A 21,421-nucleotide genomic window follows, 5' to 3' on the forward strand; every position below is an offset into this window, starting at 1 on the left:
GCCTGATGCCCACCAAGGCCTGCAGCGCGCCTTTGAGCCTTGGGCACGACGAGATCGCGCGCCGTATTCCCCATCAAGGCAGCATGTGCCTGCTTGAACGCGTCACGGCGTGGGACAACAGTCAAATTTCTTGCGAAGCCACGAGCCACCGCGCTGCCGGCAATCCCCTGCGTGCCTACGGAAGGCTGGGCGCCGCATGCGGGATTGAATATGCGGCGCAAGCCATGGCCGTGCATGGCGCACTGATCTCGGAAGCCGTGGCCGGTACCCAGGAAAATCACCCGCAGGCCGGCGATGCCGCCCCCTTCGGCTACCTGGTCAGCGTTCGCGGCGTCACCCTGCATGTCGAAAGACTCGACGACATCAACCTCGCGCTCACCATCCATGCCGAGCGCACGAGCGGCGACGCCGGCAGTATTCTTTATGGGTTCACGGTCCACGCGGGCCCTGCATTGCTTCTGTCAGGCCGCGCCGTGGTGATGCTCGGCGCACCATCCAAGGGGACTGCATGAACGCCTCCGTACTCAAACGCGCGCTGGTCACCGGTGGCAGTGGCGCCATTGGCTCGGCCATTTGCCGGCAACTGGCTGCCGATGGATTTCACGTCATCGTGCATGCCAACCGCGGCCTTGATGCCGCCTTAGCGCTGGTGGCCTCCATCCAGGCGGCAGGCGGTCATGCGGAGGCTGTGGCGTTTGATGTCACTGATGCCGCCGCAACCGCCATTGCCCTGGAAACCCTGCTGCTGCAGGGGCCGGTCCAGGTGATCGTGAACAACGCCGGCATCCATGACGACGCGGTCTTTCCGGGCATGCAGCTGCGGCAATGGCAACAGGTCATTGACGTCTCGCTGAATGGTTTTTTTCATGTCACCCAGCCCTTGATGATGCCGATGATCCGTACGCGCTGGGGGCGTATCATCAACATCACGTCGGTCGCCGCAGTGGCAGGCAACCGCGGACAGGTGAATTATTCGGCTGCCAAAGGCGCATTGCATTCGGCCACAAAATCCCTTGCACTGGAGGTGGCCAGCCGCGGCATCACGGTCAATGCGGTCGCGCCCGGCATCATCGCAACGCCGATGAGCCAGGACAGTTTTGATGCCACTGCCATCGCGCAGCTGGTACCCATGAAACGAGCCGGCCGACCCGAAGAAGTCGCCGACCTCGTGAGTTTTCTGACTTCAGAGCGCGCAGCTTACATCAGCGGCCAGGTTATTTCCATCAACGGCGGCATGATTTAAAAAGGCACTCCATGACCATTCCTGAAAACACTCCCACGGTGCATGCACCTCATGTCCCGCTGACCGAGTATTACCAGACAGAGCAGGACCGGCAAACCTATCTGCGCAGGATTTTTGACAGCACGGCGCCGGACTACGACCGCATCGAGGCGATCCTGGCCTGGGGCAGCGGTTCACGCTATCGACGCGACGCACTGATTCGCGGCGGCCTGAAAACCGGCATGAAAGTGCTCGACGTGGGCGTGGGAACCGGCCTGGTTGCCGCCCAGGCGTGTCTCTTGACCGGAGACCCCACGCTGGTGACCGGCCTTGATCCCAGCCCCGGCATGATGGCCGCCAGCAAGCTGCCAAAAACCATGGTGCTGGTGGAAGGCCGGGCCGAGTCCCTGCCGTTTCCAGACAACCATTTCGATTTTTTAAGCATGGGCTATGCCCTGCGCCACATCAGCGACCTGGGGGTGGCATTTGCAGAATTTGAACGCGTGTTGAAGCCCGGTGGACGGCTCTGCGTGCTCGAAATCACCCAGGCAAAAAGCCCTTGGGGCCGCTGGTTGCTCAAAACCTACATGCGCGGCGTCATACCGCTGCTGACGCGCTTCGTTTCGCGGCAAAAAGAAACCGCGTCCATCTGGCGCTACTACTGGGACAGCATAGAAGCCTGCGTGCCGCCCGAACAGGTGCTGGCCACGCTGCGCGCGGCGGGCCTGGCGGATGTCCGGCAACACCTGGAAGCCGGCGTATTTTCAGAATACCAGGCAGTCAAGTCGCTGCCCGGCTCCGCGGCCCTGGCCTCAACTCATCACGATCGCTGAAACAGGCGCCGGGCCAGCAACACCGGCAAGCGCAGCACAAACCCGATGAAAAGCCGGGAATGCATCCAGGTGAGCAAAAGGTTGTCGCGCAAGTAGTTGAAGTGCGACACCCCCCCTTCGTCGGGCCGAAAATACTTCACGGTGGCCGGCAGGTTGACTGGTTTCACGCCGCGCCAGCACATGCGCACCACCGCTTCCGGGTCAAAATCAAACCGGCGCATCCAGCGCTGCCCGGCCATCACATCACGCAGCGGCGCGATCGGGTACACACGAAAGCCGAACAGGGAGTCCCCGATGCCGGCCCACAGGGTTTCCAGGTCGGCCCATCCATTGGACACCTTGCGTCCATTGACACGCAGGCGCGGTGCATCTGCGGCGAACACCGGCACGCCGAGCACCATGACAGCGGGTTGGGCCAGCGACGCGACCATGAACTCCGGAATCAGGTGGGCGGGGTGCTGCCCATCGGAGTCCATGGTCAGCACATGCGTGAACCCCTGGGCCGCAGCCAGCTCAATGCCGTGCAGCACCGCGGCACCCTTGCCCACATTGCGCGGCAACACCACGACACGCAAGCGCGCATCGTCTGCGGCCATTGCCAGCAGACGGTCGGTGCTACCGTCCGTGCTGCCGTCAACGACCACCCAGACCGGCGCCCACTGCGCAAGCGCACTGCGAACTGTTTCGTCAACTTTGACACCGGGGTTGTAACTGGGAATCAGGACGAGGTGCGTCCTGGACATGTCGCGAAGGGAGTCATTCATCGAGGGATATAGCTTGAACGGAAAACTGCGTGCAGCTTCACGCCGGCGGCGCAGAAGCAGTCAGGGAGGACGCCCGGGTACGCCCCAGCTCGGTCTGGAAGTATTGCTCCAGCTCTGCGGTGAAGTGCGCCGTGTCGCTGACCGGCTCAAAGCATTTGCCGAGGCGAACACGGTAAGTGACCGGCATTTTCGGCGTCCATAGCAGGGACCAGCCCTTGCCCAGAAACCTCGAATCGGTTTCGATAAAAACGGTTTGTACCGGCACACCCGCGTATTTGGAAATCAGGCTGGTCGTTCCCTGCATACGCCCTACAGGAAACCGCCGCGTGCGGGTGCCTTCCGGGAAAAGCAACAAGCTGCTGCCCTGGCGCAAGTCGGCGACAGCCAGCTGCACCATGGTGCGCAGCGGCGTATTGCGGATATAACCTACCAGCCGCGCACCGGCCCCAAAAAAAACGCTGTTGACGATGTCCGCCTTCATGATGCAGGTGGCGTCCGGCAAACGCGACAGGATCATGATGGCGTCCAGCAGGGAAGGATGATTGGGCGCGATGATCACTGGAGGGCCTGCCTGAAGCGCATCCAGCGCCGTCAGGTCGAACCGGCAGGCCCCCATCAACACCAGCAGGCGCAGGTAAGACCGGAAAGTGGCTGCGACAAGCCTGCGCCCCCAGCGTTTGCTTAATACCCTCGGCAACAATGGCCGCATGACCACCGCCAGCAACGAGACCGCCAGGCTGACGCCGACAAGCACCAGGTAACCCACGCAAAGACGGGCAGTTTCATGCACCGCCCTGCGGCCCTTATTGGCCAGGGACGGCTCGGCAAGCAGCACAGTGTCAGTCGGCTCCGCCCCGCTTACGCTGTTGAAAGGCGGGATACTCGGCTCGGTCATTGCTTGCCTTTCGGTTGAGGTCGTGGGCCCTGGCGCAGACCGTATCCGGTTTGCTTTTTGAATAGATGAATGCAAGCGAGTCTACCTCCCCAAAAATGCCTCTCTTTGGCGGATTTCCGGATTCCAGCGTAAGGTTTTATGCCGACTGACGGGTCCAGCGCAATCTTTCCCGGCAAAAGCCGGTGGTGGCAGTAAGTGCCTGATAGTAAAGGACAATCAGGGTCCGGAAACATCGAAGAACGGCCCCTAAGATAGGCGCCAGGTGAGACGAAAATGCGAAAAGAAGGAAGCGCGCATGCGCCAGGTCATTGATGCAAAAAGAAACAATTCGGGGCAAAAACCCAACAGGCAGCGCGCCGGAAGACACGCCCATGATGACGCAATACAAGCGCATCAAGGCGGAGTACCCCGACACCCTGGTTTTTTACCGCATGGGGGATTTCTATGAAGTCTTCTTTGCCGATGCCGAAAAGGCCTCCCGCCTGCTGGACATCACGCTGACACGGCGCGGCCAGTCCGCGGGCGAGCCGGTCGTCATGGCGGGTGTGCCCTTTCATTCGCTGGAAGGCTACCTGGCCAAACTCATCAAACTCGGCGAGTCGGTGGCCATCTGCGAGCAGGTCGGCGACGTCGCCACCAGCAAAGGCCCCGTGGAGCGCAAAGTGGTGCGCGTGGTCACGCCCGGCACACTCACAGACACTGAACTGCTGAGCGACAAAACCGAATCCATCCTGCTGGCCGTGCACCAGGGCGCGCGCAACACCTGCGGCCTGGCCTGGCTCAGCGTGACGCAGGGCGAAATCCATCTGGCGCACTGCGCCAATGACGAACTCGAAGCCTGGCTGGCGCGCGTGGCGCCCAGCGAACTGCTTTACAACGTCGATGTGACGCCGGCCTTTGAGCAGCGCCTCAAAGCCCAGCGCTGCGCCGTCAGCGCCCGCCCGGCATGGCAGTTTGATTCCGCCCTGGGCGCGCGCCGCTTGCTGGACCAGCTCAAGGTCGCCTCGCTCGCATCCTGGAATGCCGAAGCACTGAATGAGGCGCACGCCGCCGCCTCGGCGCTGCTGGGCTACGCCGAACACACGCAAGGCAGGGCACTGTCGCACGTGCAAGGCCTGCAGGTGGTGCGTTCGGGCGAGCTGATCGAGCTGCCGCAAACCACGCGCCGCAACCTGGAACTCACGCAGACCCTGCGCGGCGAAGATTCGCCCACGTTGTTTTCGCTGCTGGACACCTGCACCACCGGCATGGGCAGCCGTGCACTGAAAAGCTGGCTGCTCACCCCGCGCCGTGACCGGGCACAGGCCGCCGACAGGCTGGATGCCATTACCCACCTGCGCAGCGGCTCCCAGCAAACCCTGCGCGCCAGGCTCAAGGGCTGCAGCGATGTGGAACGCATCACCGCCCGCATCGCGCTGCGCCAGGTGCGACCGCGCGAGCTCGTGGCCCTGAAAGACACGCTACAAAAAACAGAGCTGGTTGCGCCCGCCAGTATTGGACTGCCGGCACTTTTAACCAAAATTTTTGAAGACCTGAAGCCGCCGGAAGGCTGCCGTGAACTGCTCGGCCGCTATGTGCTGGACGAGCCTGCCGCGCTGATACGCGACGGCGGCGTCATCAACCACGGCTGCGATGCCGACCTGGATGAGCTGCGCGCCATCCAGACCAATTGCGACGACTTTCTGCTGGACCTGGAAGGCCGCGAGAAAGCCCGCACCGGCATCGCCAACCTGCGCGTGCAGTTCAACAAGGTGCACGGCTTTTATATTGAAGTCACGCAGGGCCAACTCGACAAGGTGCCCGACGACTACCGACGCCGCCAGACACTGAAAAATGCCGAGCGCTACATCACGCCCGAGCTCAAAGCCTTTGAAGACAAGGCCCTGTCGGCACAGGAGCGCGCACTGGCGCGCGAGAAGTGGCTGTATGAACAGCTGCTCGACCAGTTGCAGGACTTCATTCCCGCGCTGAGCCGCCTGGCGCGCGCTCTCGCCTCACTCGACGCGCTGTGCGCGTTGGCCGAACGCTCGCTCACCCTCAACTGGGCCGCGCCGGTGTTTGTGCGCGAGCCCTGCATCGACATCGTCCAGGGCCGCCACCCGGTGGTGGAGGCACGCCTGGCCGAGACGGGCGGCGGCGCCTTCATCGCCAACGATTCCGTCATGAGCGGCAAACACCGCATGCAGGTCATCACCGGCCCCAACATGGGCGGTAAATCGACCTATATGCGCCAGGTGGCGTTGATCGTGCTGCTGGCCAGCGTGGGCTCTTACGTGCCGGCGGCCAGCTGCCGGCTCGGGCCCATAGATGCTATCCACACCCGCATAGGTGCGGCCGACGACGTGGCCAACGCGCAATCGACCTTCATGCTGGAGATGACCGAGGCCGCGCAGATCCTGCACGCCGCCACACCGCATTCGCTGGTGCTGATGGACGAAATCGGCCGCGGCACCTCGACATTCGACGGCCTGGCGCTGGCCGGCGGCATCGCGGCCTACCTGCACAACAAGACGCAGGCTTTCACGCTGTTTGCCACGCATTACTTCGAGCTCACCGAATTCCCGGCGCAGCACCACGGTGCGATCAACGTGCACGTGAGCGCGGTCGAGTCCGGCGCCGACATCGTGTTTTTGCACCACATCGAGCCCGGCCCCGCCAGCAAAAGCTACGGGATTGCCGTGGCCAAGCTGGCCGGCGTGCCCGCCGCCGTCGTCAACCACGCCCGTCATGCGCTCACCGCGCTGGAAGCCCACCAGACCGAAGCCCGCGCCCAGGTCGACCTGTTTGCCGCCCCTCCCGAAGCGGCGGCGCCCGAGCAAAGTGCCGTGGACAAGGCATTGGGTACCATAGACCCTGACGCACTGAGTCCGCGCGAAGCGCTGGACGCCCTGTACCGCCTGAAAAAGATCTCCGCCTCACCGTGACCCAGCGCAACCCGACCGCCCCCACACTTCCAAGCCACCAAAGCCACCTCATGACTTACTGCGTCGCCGCCAAACTCAACGCCGGGCTGGTGTTCCTGTCAGACTCCCGCACGAACGCGGGCCTGGACCACATCAGCACCTTCCGCAAAATGATCGTCTATGAAAAGCCGGGCGACCGTTTCATGGTGCTGCTGTCGGCCGGCAATCTGTCGATTTCCCAGTCGATCCGCGAAATCCTGCAGGTCGAGCAGCTCAAGGACCCCGACGGCGGCGAAGCCATCACGATCTGGAACGCCAAAAGCATGTTCGACGCAGCCCGCGTGCTGGGCTCGGCGATACGCCGCGTCTACGACCGCGACGCCGAAGCATTGAAAAACGCCGATGTCGACTTCAACGTCTCGCTGGTCTTCGGCGGACAAATCCGCGGCGAGAACATGCGCCTCTTCCAGATGTATTCGGCCGGCAACTTCATCGAAGCCACCGACGAGACGCCTTATTTCCAGGTCGGCGAATCCAAATACGGCAAACCCGTGCTGGACCGCGTGCTCACCCCGGCCACGCCGCTGGCCGAAGCCGCCAAGTGCGTGCTGGTGTCCATGGACTCGACCATGAAGTCGAATCTCTCGGTTGGCCTGCCGCTGGACCTGGTGGTCTATGAGGCCGACACCTACCGGAGCGACAAGATCGTCTGCATCGACAACGACAACCCCTACTACCGCATGATGCACAGCAGCTGGGGCCAGAAGCTGCGCGAGGTGTTCGACAGCATCGAAGACCCGGTGTGGGACGACGCGCACACCGACATCCCGTTGAAGATGCCGGCCACGCGCCATGAGCCGTTGAAGAAGATCAGCACGCCTGACGAAAAACTGATTTAAGCCGTGCCCGCCAACGCAAAGCCGCTGGTCATTTTTTCCCACGGCAACAGCTTCCCGGCCAGCACCTACAGCGCGGTGTTCCAGAGCCTGAAAGCACGCGGCTTTCAGGTCAAGGCGATTGAAAAATTCGGCCACGACCCGCGCTACCCGGTCACCAGCAACTGGCCGCACCTGGTGCAGCAGTTGGCCGACTTCACGGCCCGCGAGGTTGAAAAATCCGGCCAGCCGGCTTTCCTGGTGGGCCATTCGCTGGGCGGCTTTTTAAGCCTGATGTGCGCCGCACGTAATCCTGTGCTGGGCGGCCAGCCCGTCAAGGGCGTGGTGCTGGTCGACTCCCCCATCCTCGGCGGCTGGCGCGCCGCAGCGCTGAGCGTGGCCAAGCGCGCACAACTGGTGGGCTCCATCTCCCCCGGCGCCATCAGCCGCAAACGCAAGAACCAGTGGCTGGGCAAGGAGGAAGTGTTTGAACACTTTCGCAGCAAGAAGGCGTTTGCCGCCTGGGACGAACAAGTGCTGCGTGACTACATCGAGCATGGCACCTACGAAGGCACCGGCGACGACGATGGAAAGCAGTTGCTGAGCTTCGACCGCGACGTCGAAACCGCGATCTACAACACGCTTCCGCACAATCTGGAAGGTTTGCTCAAACGCCATCCGCTGAAATGCCCCGTTGCCTTTATCGGCGGGCGGCAATCGGTGGAGATGAAGCAGGTTGGGATGGCGATGACCGAAAAAGTGACGAAGGGGCGGATCATGATGCTGGATGGGAGTCATCTGTTTCCGATGGAGAAGCCGTTGGCAACGGCGGCTGCGATTGAGGCGGCTTTGAGGAATTTCCTCGAGTAGGCTGCTGTTGTTTCCGGCGGTGCACTCTTTGCCGAGGGCGGCTGGCCGGGGGTTGCCCGGCATGCAACTCACTTTTCTTTGCTTCGCCAAAGAAAAGTAAGCAAAAGAAAGGCGACCCTGGTTCCTGCGTCCCTCCGCTGCGCTGCGGGCAGCCTGCGGTGCTCGGTCCAGCCGGGGTCAAAAACAACTCGCTTCGCTCAAACAAGTTTTTGCCCTGATCCGTCTGAACCTCCGCTCCTCGGCGCATCCACAAGGGGGTGGGAGGGAGCCAACACCCAATACCCAACAGCCGAAGACAAACCCCAAATTCCGGAAGAAACAAGGACTCGCCGTGGCGAGTCCTTGTTGGTATTTGTCTTGGGTATTGGTATTCGGTCCCCGCTCCCGCTAGCCCCTTCTGTCTGCGCCGAGGAGCGGAGGTTCAGGCGGATCAGGGATCGCGATTGTCTGAGCGAAGCGAGTTCGAGCGAGACCCCGCCTGAACGGAGCACCGCAGGTTGCCCGTAGCGAAGCGAAGGGTCGCAGACAGCAGGGTCGCCTTTTCTTTGGTGACTTTCTTTTGGCGAAGCAAAAGAAAGTTACTTGCATGCCGGGCAACCCCCGGCCAGCAGCTCCTAGACGAAAGCGCCCAGTCGGAACACAAACCGGCCTCAAGGAACCGCTATCAATTCAATAGCTGCCAGCGCCCGTTCCTATTTCCCCAAAGGCCAAAAATCACCTAAAAGTGTAGATCTCAGCGATGTTGACGCCGCGGGGGACTTACCCTTAAGACCGCGGTTCTACATTTGCAACAGACTGGATAAACTAGCCCACATCATCCGGTAGCCCCTGCGCCGCGCATCAGAACGACTCTCAGAGGAGGTTTCTCATGGCCCTGTCCTTTATCGTCACCCTTGCCGTGACCTTTCTAGCCTGGGCCGTTGCAGCGGTGCTGTCCCAAAGCATGGGCGACGCGATGACGCTGAGCGCATCCGTCTGGCTGGCCACGGGTGTCACCTTTGGCGCGCTGCTGGCCGTGAAACCGCCCAAGCGCCCTGCCGTGCTGGCGGGCGCCGCGCTGGCGGCCATCGCGCTGGCCTTGCTGGACGGCCTGGCCGTGCTGCCGGCCATCGCCTTTGGCCTGAACGAAGCCCTCTGCGCAAGCCTGGGCGCCTGGGTGGCGCGCCTGCTGCGCAGCACCGGGCCTGACGGCGGCATGGAGCCGGGCAAGGCTTACGCCGGCGTGCTGCTGGGTGCACTGCTGACCTCCGCGCTGGGTGCCAGCATCGGCGTGATGCTCTGGAGCTGGGCCCTGCCCGAGCCCGTTGTCCTGCTGACAGAATGGCGCGTGTGGACCTGCACCACCTTTGTCGGCATCTTGCTGATTGCGCCGCTCATCACTGCGTTTTCCAGCTTCAAGGTCAAGCGATCGGGCGGCATGGCCACCAGCCAGTTCCTGGCGGGCGCCGGCACCTTTCTGCTTTTCTTTGTGGTGGCGGGGCTGATCTTTTCGAGCGATGTGTCCGACCGGTTCAGCGCATCACTGGGCCCCACCCTCACCTACCTGCCGCTGCCCTTCATGGTGGTAACCGCCATCCTCTGGAAAGAACGCGGCGCCACGGTGGCCACGCTCATCGGCGCGCTGGCCCTGGTCGCATGGACCAACGCCGGCGGCGGCCCCTTCGCCGAGGTGGAAGGCTTTCCCGGTGAGGCCGTGATCGAGATCCAGGGTTATGTCGCCGTGATGGCGCTGCTGGTCGGCGTGGTCAATGCCCTGGGCGCCACCGCCGCACAGGCCCTGGCGCAGGCGCAAGACTGGCGCACCCGCTACCGCCAGGTGCTGGACTCCAACCGCACGGTGGTCGCCAATTTTGACGCCAGGACGGGCGCTGCCGAATGGGGCGAAGGCGCCAGCGAGTTGCTGCGCACCAACGCCAACGCGCTGCTGACCGTGCAGGACTTCATCTCCCACGCCGACCCGCAAGAGCAGCCCGGACTGCAAGCCGACTGGCGCGACCTGACGCAGGGCCAGCGCGACCACGTGCTGTGGAAGAACACCCTGCGCTGGAGCGACGGCCGCGTGGCCAGCGTGAACGCGCGCCTGTCGGGTGTGCGCGGCGCCGACGGCAATGTCGAACAGGTTGCAGCGCTGCTGGAAGTCGAGGCCTGACGTGGCTCTGGACACTTCCAGCACCGCGTCCGCCGAGTCGCCAGCGCCGGCCGCGGGCACGAAAACGCCGGCCGTTTTCCTTATCCACGGGCTGGGCGGCACGCAATACGATTTGGGCTCCATGCACAAGCGGCTGAAAAACGCGGGCTTCGTCACGCATTCGCTGACGCTGCCCGGCCACGGCACCACGCCCGAGGATTTGGTGAACGTGACCGCCGAACAGTGGATGGATGCCGTTACGGCCAAGTACCACGAGGTAGCCGCGCTGCACGACAACTTCCACATCATGGGCATGTGCATGGGCGCGCTGCTGGCCACCGAGCTGGCCAAGCGGCAAAAGCACACGCGCGGCAAGCTGATCGCGCTGGCGCCGCCTATCTACATCGACGGCTGGGCCACCGCCTGGTACACCCCGCTGCGCCACCTGATGTACCACGTGCCCGGCGTTGCGGCACGCATGAAGGTCGAGGAAGAAGACCCTTTCGGCATCAAGAACGAACAGCTGCGCGCCATCGTTAAAGCCAAATTTGCGCGCGGTGAAGCCTTTCATTACCGCTGGGTACCGCTGGCCTGCGTGCGGCAGGTAGACCGGCTTCGCGGCTGGGTCATGACCGGCCTGAAAGACATGGCCAGCGAAACCCTGGTGATCCATGCACGCGAGGATGAACTCACCAGCCTGAGCTCGGCCAACTACCTGGTCGAGCAGATCGGCGGCGCCAAAGCCCGCATGGTGGTGCTGGAAAACAGCTATCACATGATCTGCGTCGACAACGACCGCGAACAGGTTGCCCGCAACGTGCTGGAGTTTTTCGGCGCCAGCAGCGCGGCCTCACTGGGCATGGCGGTAGACGATCCGAAGATGAGCCCCGAAGCACTGGCCGCCTTTGCGCAAACGCTGCGCACGGCGCTCGAAGCCGGCGACTTCACCGGCATCTTTGCCAGGGGCGCTTCGGACATGGCATGGTTCCAGCCCGGCGCCAACCGCGCCAGCGGCGTCTACCGCGGCAACAAGGGTCTGCAAGCCATGCTGCCGTGGGCCGCTGCAGTGCGGTTCACCGCATTCGGGCAGCCGGTGTTCAATGCCGGTGTGGCCGTGGTGCCCGCCACGCTCACGGCCGGTGGCCTGATGTCGCAGGGTGTGCTGGCCTTTGCGGTGCGCTCGGGCCGGCTGCTCGATGCGCGCTGGTTTCCCGACGACGTGGCGCTGGAAGACGCGCACTTCGGTGAACCGGTGGCCCCTGCCGGCCCCAGCGAAGCCGAACGCGCTTTTGAAGCCGCCGGCATCGCGGTGAAGACGCTGGCCCAACCACCTGACAACGAAGCCCTGCTGGGCCTCTATGCCCTGTACAAACAGGCGACGCTGGGCGACGCGACCGGCGAACGCCCCGGCATGATGGACGTGACCGGCCGCGCCAAATACGATGCATGGGCCCAGCGCAAGGGCATGACCCGCGAAGACGCGATGGCCGGCTACACAGCCCTGGTCGAAAAGCTCAGGTCCGCCTGAGCGTTACCCCTCGCAAGCCTAGTCCATCAGGTCGGCGGGTACCTTGCCGCCGTTGGCTGCCAGCTTGTTCATGACCTGCTTGTGCAGCCAGATGTTCATGGTCGCGCTGTCATTCATGTCGCCCGTGTAACCCAGCTCCTTCGCCAGCTCCTTGCGCTCACCCAGGCTGCTGTCCAGGTGCAGGAGCTTCATCAGGTCGACGATGGAGGTCTTCCAGTTGAGTTTTTCCGGGTTCTTGCTGGCCATGCCGTTGAGCAGGGCTTCGACATCGACCTGCTGCATGGGTGGCGCTGCAGGCGCCGGGGCAGGTGCTATGTCAGCGGGGGCGGCAGCCACCGGCGGCGCTGCATCGGGCGTTTGCAGCGAGGGAAATATCTTGCCGAAAATTTTGCCGAGAATACTCATGGTGCGCCCCTGGGTGAAGTTTAAAAATCCAGCGTAACACCGGGATGTGACAGCTTTTGTCAGACGTCACGCCAATCGCAGCTTGGGCAACGCATCGCTCAACGGGCTGGCGCACTCACGCGTTTCAGGCCCGCTTCACCCGCTCGCGCCGCCGCATCGGGCTGCCACACCACCTGATCGTCTACCGCATACAGCCAGCACCTTGATTTCGCCCTCGCACACTGCTGGAAGGTCGTCGCGATCGCTTCGGGCTCGCCAGCGTTGAAGTACCAGCCGCCCTTTTCCGTCACGGCAAAGGCTTTGGGGGACGGCAAGGTACGGAAGTGGGCATAACGCGCCTTGCCGGCGTCGCTGAGCGGCACGGCCGCCGTGTCATCGGCCGCCGCAAAGCCGGAGGCAGGCGGCACCACGTAGTGATGCCCTTTGAAGCGCTGGGCGTGCGACAACAGCAAAGGCTGGCCCAATTGCGCCGAGAGAAACTCGAACATGCGCGCATGCGATGCTTCCCGCGCTGCGGGGTTGCCGCCCACCGTGGCCTTGCCGGTTTTGGTGTTGCCCAGGCCTTCCATTTGCTTGACAGGCCCGGGGCCGTCAAAGCCGTGGTAGCTGCCGGGGTAAACCGTCAGTTCCACCGGCGCATTGGCTTTGTTCTTTTGCAGGCGCCCATGCAGGGTGACGCATTCCGGGGCCAGTGTCCAGTCGTCAAGCTCGCCGATCATGATCAAAAGCGGCACATGGACTTCATAGTTCCACATCCTGTTGTTCAGCAGGCAGCCAGGGTAAAAAGCCACGGCGGCGCGCGGCTGCACCTTCTGTGCCTGCACGAATTTGTCTGTGGCGTCGATGGTGCTGAGCACTGTCTGCGCGCCATGCGACCAGCCCAGGACCACAATGCGCGAAGCATCCACGGACGGCTGCTTCACCAGCCAGTCGATGGCGGCGAACACGTCCTCGCGGCGGTCGCTTTCGTGAATGGTGCGAAGCTTGTTGGGCGTCTCGCAAATCGATTTCTGGCCACGCGGGGTGAAGCTGTCCAGCGCGAGGAAATGCATGCGCTCCGCGTTGAAGTACCCGCCATAGCGGAAGAGCCGCTCGGCAAAATTGCCTTTGCTGTCGAGCCCGCCGCCACAGCCATGCAGGCCGATGATGACGGGCCGCGGATCCTTGTCGCCGGTGTCGAACCAGTAGCCGGGAATCTGCAGCTTGCCGTCCTGCGACGGGATAAATACCGGGCCACTCGCATGCGACAGCTGTGCCAGCAGAAAGCCAAAAAGAAGAACAGAAAAATAACGAAGCCAGGTCATGGCAGTCCCCTCCTCTGCGTCTCTTTTACCGGACGCTCAGTTGTTTACGCCGCCCAAACCACCAGCCCGCTCCATGCCGTGGCCAGCACCACAATGCCGAACGCGATGCGGTACCAGGCAAACGGCACAAAGCTGTTGGTCGAGATGTAGCGCAGCAGCCAGCGCACGCAAAGCCAGGCGCTGAAAAACGAAAACACCAGGCCTACCGCGAACATGGGCATGTCGGCAGCAGACAGCAGCGCCCGTTCCTTGTACAGGCTGTAGGCGCCGGCGCCAATCAGCGTCGGCATGGCCAGGAAAAACGAGAAGTCGGTCGCGGCCTTGCGCGACAGCCCCAGCAGCATGCCGCCGATGATGGTCGCACCGCTTCGGCTGGTGCCGGGAATCATCGCCAGGCATTGCACCAGGCCGACCTTCACCGCGTCCATCACGGTCATGTCCTCCACCTCCTGGATGCGCGCAGCCGCGGTGTTCTTTTGCTGGCGCTTTTCGGCCCAGAGGATGATGAAGCCGCCGATGATGAAGGTGCTGGCCACCACCACCGGCGTGAAAAGATGGGCCTTGATGGCCTTGCCGAACAGCAGGCCCAGCACCACGGCGGGCACAAAGGCCACCAGCACATTCAGCACAAACTGTTGCGCCTGTTTCTCGGTCGGCAGGGCTACGGCTGTGGCGCGGATCTTCTGCCAGTACACGAGGATCACCGCAAAAATGGCGCCGGTCTGGATCGCGATGTCAAACACCTTGGCTTTTTCATCGTCAAATCCCAGCAGAGCGCCGGCCAATATCAGGTGCCCTGTCGAAGAGATCGGCAGGAATTCAGTCAGGCCCTCGACGATGCCCATGACGGCGGCTTTGATCAACAGTGCTATATCCACGCGGTCTCCAGAAAATGAAGTCAAGATTATGGCTGTAGCTGTTGGCCTGCCCCTTGCCCAGAAAGACAGAGAGAGGCCGTGGCGCCCAGGTTCCATGCCAGCAGGGGCCGCGGGACTGGCTTTGCCAGACCGCAGGTGCCGCCCCCGGAGGGGGGAACGGGCTACACGCAGTGAGCCTGGACGGGGGTGGATCTGGTTCACCGTCCCCTGCAAGGGGAGAACAGGCTACACACAGTGAGTCTGGACAGGGGTGAATGTTTATTCATACAATTCGTTACCTGCATCGTTCGCCACCGCCGCCATGCAACTGACCCCGCTGATCGCCATTCACCTGTTTGCTGCCAGCACCGCCATCGTCATTGGGCCCGTCGCGCTGTGGGCGCGCAAAGGACGCGTGCAGCGGCCCAAGCTGCACCGGGCTTTTGGTTATGCTTTTGTGACGATGATGCTGGTCACCGCCGCGACGGCCGTTTTCATCCGCGACTATGACTATCCCAATATCGCCGGCTACACACCTATCCATTTGCTGGTGCCATTCGCGCTGCTCAGCCTGAGCGGCGCGTTCTGGCATTTGAGCCGCGGCAACATTGCGGGCCACCGCCGCGCCATGCAGTCCCTCTACATTGGCGCATGCCTTGTGGCAGGCGTGTTCACGCTGATGCCCGACCGCTACCTGGGCAAGATGCTGTGGATGCAGCTCGGCCTGCTGTGACTTTCCACATCGCCCGAAAAAGCCGCAGCATTTTTTGACGAGCCCGTGGCAGGATGGTCCGTGCACGGAGTCCGGTGAAAATCCCTCAGACGCACACAATGCCCCACCTGGGCGCCCAGAAAAAGAAGGAACACCCATGCACCGTTATGTCCTGAGTGGCCTGTTGCTGCTCGCCGCCACCTGCGTGCAGGCCGGCATGGGATTCACCGAACTGCCCGGCCTGCAGGACGATGGCCCCATCAGCGTTTTTTACCCTTCCGCCGGTGAAGACCGGCAGGCCCAGTTCGGCTCCTATTCCCTCAAACTTGATCGCGGTGGCCAGCCGGTGCGCGGCAATACGCGCCTGGTGGTGATCTCGCACGGCTCGGGCGGCTCGCCCTGGACCTACACCGACCTGGCACGCCGCCTGGTCGAAGACGGCTTCGTGGTCGCGTTTCCCCGGCACCGCGGCGACAACGCCATGGACCCATCCACCCCCGGACCCGACAGCTGGAAGCTGCGGCCCGCCGAAGTGTCCCGCGCCATTGACGCGGTAGCGCATGACCAGCGCCTGGCACCGCTGCTGTCGCTGGACAAGGTCGGCATGTACGGCATGTCGGCCGGCGGACACACCGCCCTGACGCTCGCCGGCGGCCGCTGGTCCCCGGCGCTGCTGGCCCGGCATTGCGAGGCCAACATTGCCGAGGACTTTCACACCTGCGTCGGGCTGACCACGCGGCTCTCGGGCGGCGTGCTGGACGGCCTGAAAAAAACGGTGGCGCTGGCAGTGATTCGCCAAAGATTCAGCGACGCAGGCTGGCAAACCCACACCGATCCGCGCATTCGCGCAGTGGTTGCCGGCGTTCCGCTGGCCGCCGATTTCGACATGGCCTCGCTGGCCTCACCGCCCGTGCCGCTCGGGCTGGTCACCGCCCGGCAAGACCGCTGGCTGGTGCCCCGTTTTCACAGCGACGTGGTGCTTGCGGCCTGCAAGCGCTGCGAACACGTGGCCGACCTGCCCACCGGCGGCCACGGTGCGCTGCTGTCGCCGCCGCCACCGGCCGATGCCATGTCGGCCCTGGCCAAAGACCTGCTGCTGGACCCGCCCGGCTTTGACCGCAGCGAGCTTCCCGCGGTGGACCAGAAGATCAGCAGCTTCCTGCGCAGGCACCTGCTCCCTTAAATTCCCGGCAACGGGTTTGTGAGGCTGGCCACAGGCACGCCAGGCAGTCACGCATCGAAGTGAACCAAAAATGAGCCTTTCAGGTGCATTTTTGAATCAAAAACGAACCAATAAGAACCATTAGTAAAACTTATCTACTCGTACATTCATTCGCTGATGGGTGAACCCTACTACCGCTTCATGAAGGTGAAATATACATTCAGTTACACCAACATTACCACCAAGGTTCTCACGATGAACAGCTTCACCTCCCGCCGCAATACCCTGGTCGGCCTGACCGCCATTGCCGTAGCCGGCGCCCTGCTCTCGGGCTGTGACAACCCGCCAGACACCATCAAGATCGGCGTTGCCCAACCGCTGTCGGGAAACCTCGCCGCGCTCGGCCAAGACTTGCACAACGGCGTGAAGATGGCCGTGGACGAGATCAACAAGGAGGGCTTCCAGATCAAGGGCAAGACGGTCAAGATTGAAATCGTGGCCATGGACGACCGGTCTGATCCAAAAACCGGTGTGGAAGTCGCGCAGCAGCTCGTCGATGCTGGCGTGGTCGCCGTGATCGGCAACCTCAATTCGGGCGTCAGCATCCCGGCCGCACCGGTCTATGCCGCCAAAAACATTCCCCAGCTGGCCATCTCGACCAACCCCAAGTTCACCGAGTTGGGCCTGGCCACCACCTTCCGCCTGGTGGCCAACGACAACCTGCAGGCCCGCGCGATCGGCTCCTTCGCCGCCAACCAGCTCAGTGCCAGCAAGTTCGCCATCGTCGATGACGGCACCACCTACGGCAAGGGCCTGGCCGCCGGTGCGGCCGTCGAGCTGAAGAAAGCCGGCAAGGCAGTAGTGGTCACCTATTCATCCGACGACAAGACCACCAAGTTTGACGAGCTGGCCGGCAAGATCAAGGACGGCAATGTCGAAGTGGTCGTGTCCACGCAAGGCGACTTCCAGATCCTCGCGCTGATTGATGCCCTCAAGAAGATCGACTACAACCAGCAGGTCAGCATCCTGGGCGGTGACACCATCAAGACGACCGACATGCTCAAGGGCAGCGACACAGTCAAGGGCATCTACGCCACTTCGCCCATCCTGGACGCCAAAGAGTTTGTCAACGGCAAGGCCTTCCTGAGCAAGTACCAGGACACCTTCAAAAGAGAGCCGGCTTACGGCGGCCACTACACCTACGACGCGATGTACATCCTGGCCGGCGCCATGCGGCGCGCCAACTCGGTCAAGCCCGAAAAGATCACCGAAACCCTGCGCACCTTTGACGGCTACGCGCCGATTACCGGCTCCATGAAGTGGGACTCGGTGGGTGAGCAGCGTTACGGCGTGGTCGGCGTTTACTCGATCCGCAAGGGTGTTTGGGACCTGCAGCTGCGCTCCGACCGCTGGTAGGCTAAGCTTTCGGTCGTCATGACCGAACCCACCTCATTGCCTGCCGCACTCCCTGGCGCATCTTCCGGCGCGGCGCCCGCCCGCCACCACGCCACGCCCGCCGAAGTCCTGGACTTCTGGCTCGGCGACGGCGTCGAAAAAGACTGGCCCACGCAAGACCTTGGCAAACGCTGGTTTGGCGGCGGCGCCGAACTCGACGAAGACATCCGCACGCGCTTCGGCCATGCGGTCGAGGCAGCCGTGGACGGCGGCCTGCAAGGCTGGGCGCAACCGCCCCTTCACCGCCTGGCGCTGGTCATCCTTTTGGACCAGTTCACACGCAATGTCTTTCGCGGCTCCGGCAAGGCCTTTGCCGGCGACGCGCGGGCCCAGCAACTGGTGCTGGAGGCGCTGACCGCCCAAACCGACCTGCAGCTGCCCTGGGCCGGGCGCGTCTTTTTGTACATGCCGCTGATGCATGCCGAAAGCCTGGCGCTGCAAGATGAATGCGTGGCGCGCTTCACCCGGCTGGTGGACGACGCGCCCGATTCACTCAAGCAGCGCCTGCGCGGCAATCTTGACTTCGCCCACCAGCATCGGGACATCATCGCCCGCTTCGGACGCTTCCCCTACCGCAACGCGGCACTGGGGCGTACCGATACGCCCGAGGAAGCCGACTTTCTCCTCAAGGGTCCGCGCTTCGGGCAGTAAGGTTCCCCCCTGTCCAGGCTCACTTCGTGTAGCCCGTTCCCCCCTCAGGGGGCGGCGCCTGCGGCCCGGCAAAGCCGGTTCCGCGGCCCCCGCTGGTGAATACGCCGAAGAACCGGCTCTGCGGAAGTTATGCATCAAATCGGCCTCCAGCCCAAGTGGAACTTGCGAAAGCAGCTACTAATTTGATAGCAAGCAACAGTAGGCCTCATCTTTCCTGCTTTTGAATCCATAGCCTCGGCTACGCCGTACTAGCAACGGGACGTCCCGCGCCACATCGCCAACAACAAGGGCGGACGTCCGGTACATGCCGGCCAGCCTGGCCGGTTCACAAAAACCCAGGAGTTCAAAAATGACTTTACGCACAGCCACCGCCTCAGCTTCAGTTCTGCTCGTGTCCCTGCTCGCCGCCTGCGGCAGCATGTCGCCCATGATGCCCACGTACTCGCAAGCCAGCCTGCCTGCCGCCGTGCAGGTACCGGCCGGCAACAAGGTCGCGATGGAGACCGTCGGCGTGGGCGACATCACCTACCAGTGCAACGCAAAAAAAGACATGGCCGGCCAGTTTGAATGGGTCTTTGTCGGCCCCGACGCGAAGCTCAATGACCGCAGCGGCAAGCAGGTCGGCAAATACTACGGCCCGCCGGCCACCTGGGAAAGCATGGACGGCTCCAAACTGACGGCAACGCAAATCGCGGTCGCCCCCGGCGGCATGGGCAACATCCCTTTGCAGCTCGTCAAGGGCAACCCGGCCATGGGCAGCGGCACCATGAGCGGCGTGACCTACATCCAGCGCGTGGACACCCAGGGCGGCATTGCGCCCGCCATGCCCTGCGCCGCCGGCAACATGGGCGCCAAACAGGTCGTGAAGTACCAGGCCGGCTACATCTTCTACAAGGCGATGTAAACGCCGGAAAGTGCAGGGAGGTTCGCACAGGCACTTCCCGGCGCCCGACACCCTTCACCCGCATCTCCTCAGGGTGAGCCGCCAGCTCTGAAGTCAGGCGGGGCTGGTCTTACGCCCGCAGGCTTGCCGCAAGGCCGGCGCTGCGGGCTTTTTTATGGGCAGTTGGCCTCCTCTTTGGCTGGTTGCGTGACCTGTCTTTTGACGTGTCGCCTGAGCTGTCGCGTTTGCCCGCAAACGGTCCGGCCAGGCGCTGGCAACGAGGCTGCGCGGCGTCCTACAGATGTTTACATTTCAGCGGGCTTTACTGGTTAGCGGGCAAAACAACAACCCGAGGAGCCTTCATGAAAAGCACACACAACACCTTTTGGGCCTATAGCAAGAGCGTTGCCGTCACGCTGGCCATGGTCACCGGCACTGCCGCGCTGATCACCGCCTGCTCCGGCGTCGCGCCGCTTCCCAAGGAATACACGCAGGACCCGCTGGACGCATCGGTCAAGGTGCCGCCCGGGCATGTTGTGGCGCTTGAAACCACCGCCAGCGGCCTGCTTCATTACGAGTGCAAGGCCAACGCCGACACGGCCGGCACCATCGGCTGGGTTCTCGTGAGGCCCGAGGCCGACCTGCTGGACCGCACCGGCAAAACCGTCGCGAAATATTCCGGCCCGCCTGCCACCTGGACGCACATCGACGGCTCCAGCGTCGTCGGCACGCAGGTGGCGCTGGCACCCCGCATAGGCGCCACCAACCTGCCGAACCAGCTTTCCACCGGTGCATCCGGCGCCACGCCCGGCGTCCTGCAAAACATCACCTACATCCAGCGCATCAAGACCAAGGGCGGCCAGGAGCTGGGCAAGGCCTGCACGCAAGCCGACCTCGGCGACAAGCTGACAACGTCTTACCAGGCCGACTATATTTTCTGGAAAGCCTCTTGAAGCAGAGCGGCAATGGAACCCAAAAGCCCGCAGGCCCCTGGTCTGCGGGCTTTTTTTCTGGCGTTGGCAGAATCAACCTGCTACTGAATTTATAGCTGCTCGCGCTTATTCTTATTGGGCTACAGCCATATTTGGCACTGGGATGGAGCTGCATCACGACATCGGCATTGGCACCGGCATGGAATACCGGCTGGACGCTTCCAATGCGCCATCACCCTACCCGGTGAAACCTGCCGACCTTTGCCCGCACCCATTCTCTTCGGCGTCCTACAGCGGGCCTGGCTTATTGTGTTTTACTGGTGCCTGAGACCATCGCCCCTCACCTGGAACCTGCCGTGAACACCAAAGCCTCTCGCGCTCCCTTCTTCGCCCTGCTGCGAAGCGTGCTCATGGTCACCGGCGCAGTGGGGGTGCTTGGCGCCTGCAGCGTACGCCTGCCCAACCCCTACAACGCCCAGCAGGCCCTGCCTGAAGCCATACGCGTGCCGGCGGGCCACCAGGCCGTGCTGGAAGCGCAGGGCAAGGGCGACCTCCTGTACGAATGCCAGGCCATCAAACGTGCGCCCTATGAATACGCCTGGCTGCTCCAGACGCCCGGGCTGCGGCTGCAAGACAGTTATGGCCAGACCGTCATGTACTACCCGGGTTTGCGCTCACGCTGGGTGCACAGCGACGGCTCCAAAGTCGCCGCGCGGGAACTGGTCGAAGTGTTCACCGACCGCAGCAGCCTTCCGCTGCAGCGGGCCATGGTGAGCCCTTCAGACACCCCGGGTGCCCTCGCCAGCGTCAGCTACATCCAGAGCCGCAGAACCGCGGGCGGGGTTGTGTCGGCCACCCCATGCACCTCCGCCAGCCTGGGCATGCGGGTGTCGGTGCCTTACGAGGCCGACTATGTCTTTTGGCGCCCGGCCGCCTAGTACTGCAACCCACCAACCTTTCAGCGCCCAACAAAAAGCCCGCACGAAGCGGGCTTTTTGTTTGAGGGTTTTGGGGCGTGATTGACCGGCAGGATGCCTTTCAA

General features: G+C 63.0%; 20 protein-coding genes. 15 read left to right on the forward strand and 5 right to left on the reverse strand.

From position 1 onward, the window contains the following. Positions 1–5: 5 nt before the first annotated feature. The 3 genes from ACXJKE_RS03150 to ACXJKE_RS03160 are packed head-to-tail and all read left to right on the forward strand — an operon-like array spanning position 6 to position 2,055. Positions 6–512 carry a 3-hydroxylacyl-ACP dehydratase gene (locus tag ACXJKE_RS03150; protein WP_457279781.1) on the forward strand — a complete coding sequence of 169 codons (507 nt, stop codon included), beginning with the start codon at positions 6–8 and terminating at the stop codon, positions 510–512. Beyond that, a complete protein-coding gene (gene fabG / locus ACXJKE_RS03155; protein WP_457279113.1) occupies positions 509–1,243 on the forward strand; it encodes a 3-oxoacyl-ACP reductase FabG in 735 nt (244 codons plus the stop codon). Before ACXJKE_RS03150 ends, fabG begins: the two co-directional genes overlap by 4 nt. Positions 1,244–1,254: 11 nt before the next feature. Continuing rightward, a complete protein-coding gene (locus tag ACXJKE_RS03160) occupies positions 1,255–2,055 on the forward strand; it encodes a class I SAM-dependent methyltransferase (protein ID WP_457279114.1) in 801 nt (266 codons plus the stop codon). On the opposite strand, the gene ACXJKE_RS03165 is transcribed toward ACXJKE_RS03160, so the two are convergent. Together ACXJKE_RS03165 and ACXJKE_RS03170 are read right to left on the reverse strand one after the other, a co-directional pair. After that, on the reverse strand, positions 2,043–2,819 hold the full coding sequence (locus ACXJKE_RS03165; RefSeq protein WP_457279115.1) for a glycosyltransferase family 2 protein: 777 nt from the start codon (positions 2,817–2,819) through the stop codon (positions 2,043–2,045). The genes ACXJKE_RS03160 and ACXJKE_RS03165 overlap by 13 nt on opposite strands. 37 nt (positions 2,820–2,856) lie before the next feature. Further along, a complete protein-coding gene (locus ACXJKE_RS03170) occupies positions 2,857–3,714 on the reverse strand; it encodes a lysophospholipid acyltransferase family protein (RefSeq protein WP_457279116.1) in 858 nt (285 codons plus the stop codon). Between the two features lie 311 nt (positions 3,715–4,025). Between ACXJKE_RS03170 and mutS the strand changes: the two genes are divergently transcribed. The 5 genes from mutS to ACXJKE_RS03195 all read left to right on the forward strand — a co-directional run bounded on the left by mutS (position 4,026) and on the right by ACXJKE_RS03195 (position 12,018). Next, entirely contained in the window at positions 4,026–6,638 is a 2,613-nt protein-coding gene (gene mutS / locus ACXJKE_RS03175) for a DNA mismatch repair protein MutS (RefSeq protein WP_457279117.1), read from the forward strand. Positions 6,639–6,688: 50 nt separating this feature from the next. Further along, positions 6,689–7,516 carry a peptidase gene (locus tag ACXJKE_RS03180; RefSeq protein WP_457279118.1) on the forward strand — a complete coding sequence of 276 codons (828 nt, stop codon included), beginning with the start codon at positions 6,689–6,691 and terminating at the stop codon, positions 7,514–7,516. Positions 7,517–7,519: 3 nt separating this feature from the next. Then, positions 7,520–8,362, forward strand: a complete 843-nt coding sequence (locus ACXJKE_RS03185; RefSeq protein WP_457279119.1) for an alpha/beta hydrolase — start codon at positions 7,520–7,522, stop codon at positions 8,360–8,362. An 868-nt stretch (positions 8,363–9,230) separates the two neighbouring features. Beyond that, on the forward strand, positions 9,231–10,511 hold the full coding sequence (locus ACXJKE_RS03190; protein WP_457279120.1) for an MASE1 domain-containing protein: 1,281 nt from the start codon (positions 9,231–9,233) through the stop codon (positions 10,509–10,511). Position 10,512: 1 nt separating this feature from the next. Then, positions 10,513–12,018 (forward strand): acyl-CoA-binding protein, encoded by a 1,506-nt coding sequence (locus ACXJKE_RS03195; protein ID WP_457279121.1) that lies wholly within the window; start codon positions 10,513–10,515, stop codon positions 12,016–12,018. An 18-nt stretch (positions 12,019–12,036) separates the two neighbouring features. Here the strand turns inward: ACXJKE_RS03195 and ACXJKE_RS03200 are convergent, their stop codons facing one another. From ACXJKE_RS03200 to ACXJKE_RS03210, 3 genes are all read right to left on the reverse strand, one after another. Next, the gene (locus tag ACXJKE_RS03200; RefSeq protein WP_457279122.1) at positions 12,037–12,423 is read right to left on the reverse strand and encodes a DUF3597 domain-containing protein; all 387 of its coding nucleotides are present in this window, start codon (positions 12,421–12,423) and stop codon (positions 12,037–12,039) included. A 98-nt stretch (positions 12,424–12,521) separates the two neighbouring features. Beyond that, positions 12,522–13,727 carry a dienelactone hydrolase family protein gene (locus ACXJKE_RS03205; RefSeq protein WP_457279123.1) on the reverse strand — a complete coding sequence of 402 codons (1,206 nt, stop codon included), beginning with the start codon at positions 13,725–13,727 and terminating at the stop codon, positions 12,522–12,524. 44 nt (positions 13,728–13,771) lie between these two features. Continuing rightward, positions 13,772–14,605, reverse strand: a complete 834-nt coding sequence (locus tag ACXJKE_RS03210; protein ID WP_457279124.1) for an undecaprenyl-diphosphate phosphatase — start codon at positions 14,603–14,605, stop codon at positions 13,772–13,774. Positions 14,606–14,906: 301 nt separating this feature from the next. Between ACXJKE_RS03210 and ACXJKE_RS03215 the strand changes: the two genes are divergently transcribed. From ACXJKE_RS03215 to ACXJKE_RS03245, 7 genes are all read left to right on the forward strand, one after another. After that, positions 14,907–15,317 (forward strand): DUF2306 domain-containing protein, encoded by a 411-nt coding sequence (locus tag ACXJKE_RS03215; protein ID WP_457279125.1) that lies wholly within the window; start codon positions 14,907–14,909, stop codon positions 15,315–15,317. Positions 15,318–15,453: 136 nt separating this feature from the next. After that, positions 15,454–16,479, forward strand: coding sequence for an alpha/beta hydrolase family protein (locus tag ACXJKE_RS03220; RefSeq protein ID WP_457279126.1), 1,026 nt, complete (start codon positions 15,454–15,456; stop codon positions 16,477–16,479). Between the two features lie 234 nt (positions 16,480–16,713). Further along, positions 16,714–17,874, forward strand: a complete 1,161-nt coding sequence (locus ACXJKE_RS03225) for a branched-chain amino acid ABC transporter substrate-binding protein (RefSeq protein ID WP_457279782.1) — start codon at positions 16,714–16,716, stop codon at positions 17,872–17,874. Between the two features lie 18 nt (positions 17,875–17,892). Next, on the forward strand, positions 17,893–18,564 hold the full coding sequence (locus ACXJKE_RS03230; protein ID WP_457279127.1) for a DUF924 family protein: 672 nt from the start codon (positions 17,893–17,895) through the stop codon (positions 18,562–18,564). 349 nt (positions 18,565–18,913) lie between these two features. Continuing rightward, positions 18,914–19,468 carry a DUF3455 domain-containing protein gene (locus tag ACXJKE_RS03235; protein WP_457279128.1) on the forward strand — a complete coding sequence of 185 codons (555 nt, stop codon included), beginning with the start codon at positions 18,914–18,916 and terminating at the stop codon, positions 19,466–19,468. Between the two features lie 341 nt (positions 19,469–19,809). Continuing rightward, complete coding sequence (locus ACXJKE_RS03240) at positions 19,810–20,400, forward strand: DUF3455 domain-containing protein (RefSeq protein WP_457279129.1); 591 nt, start codon at positions 19,810–19,812, stop codon at positions 20,398–20,400. A 335-nt stretch (positions 20,401–20,735) separates the two neighbouring features. Then, positions 20,736–21,317: a DUF3455 domain-containing protein gene (locus tag ACXJKE_RS03245; protein ID WP_457279130.1), complete on the forward strand. Its 582-nt coding sequence runs from the start codon at positions 20,736–20,738 to the stop codon at positions 21,315–21,317. Positions 21,318–21,421 lie beyond the last annotated feature (104 nt).

The organism is Polaromonas sp. P5_D5, assembly GCF_054049435.1.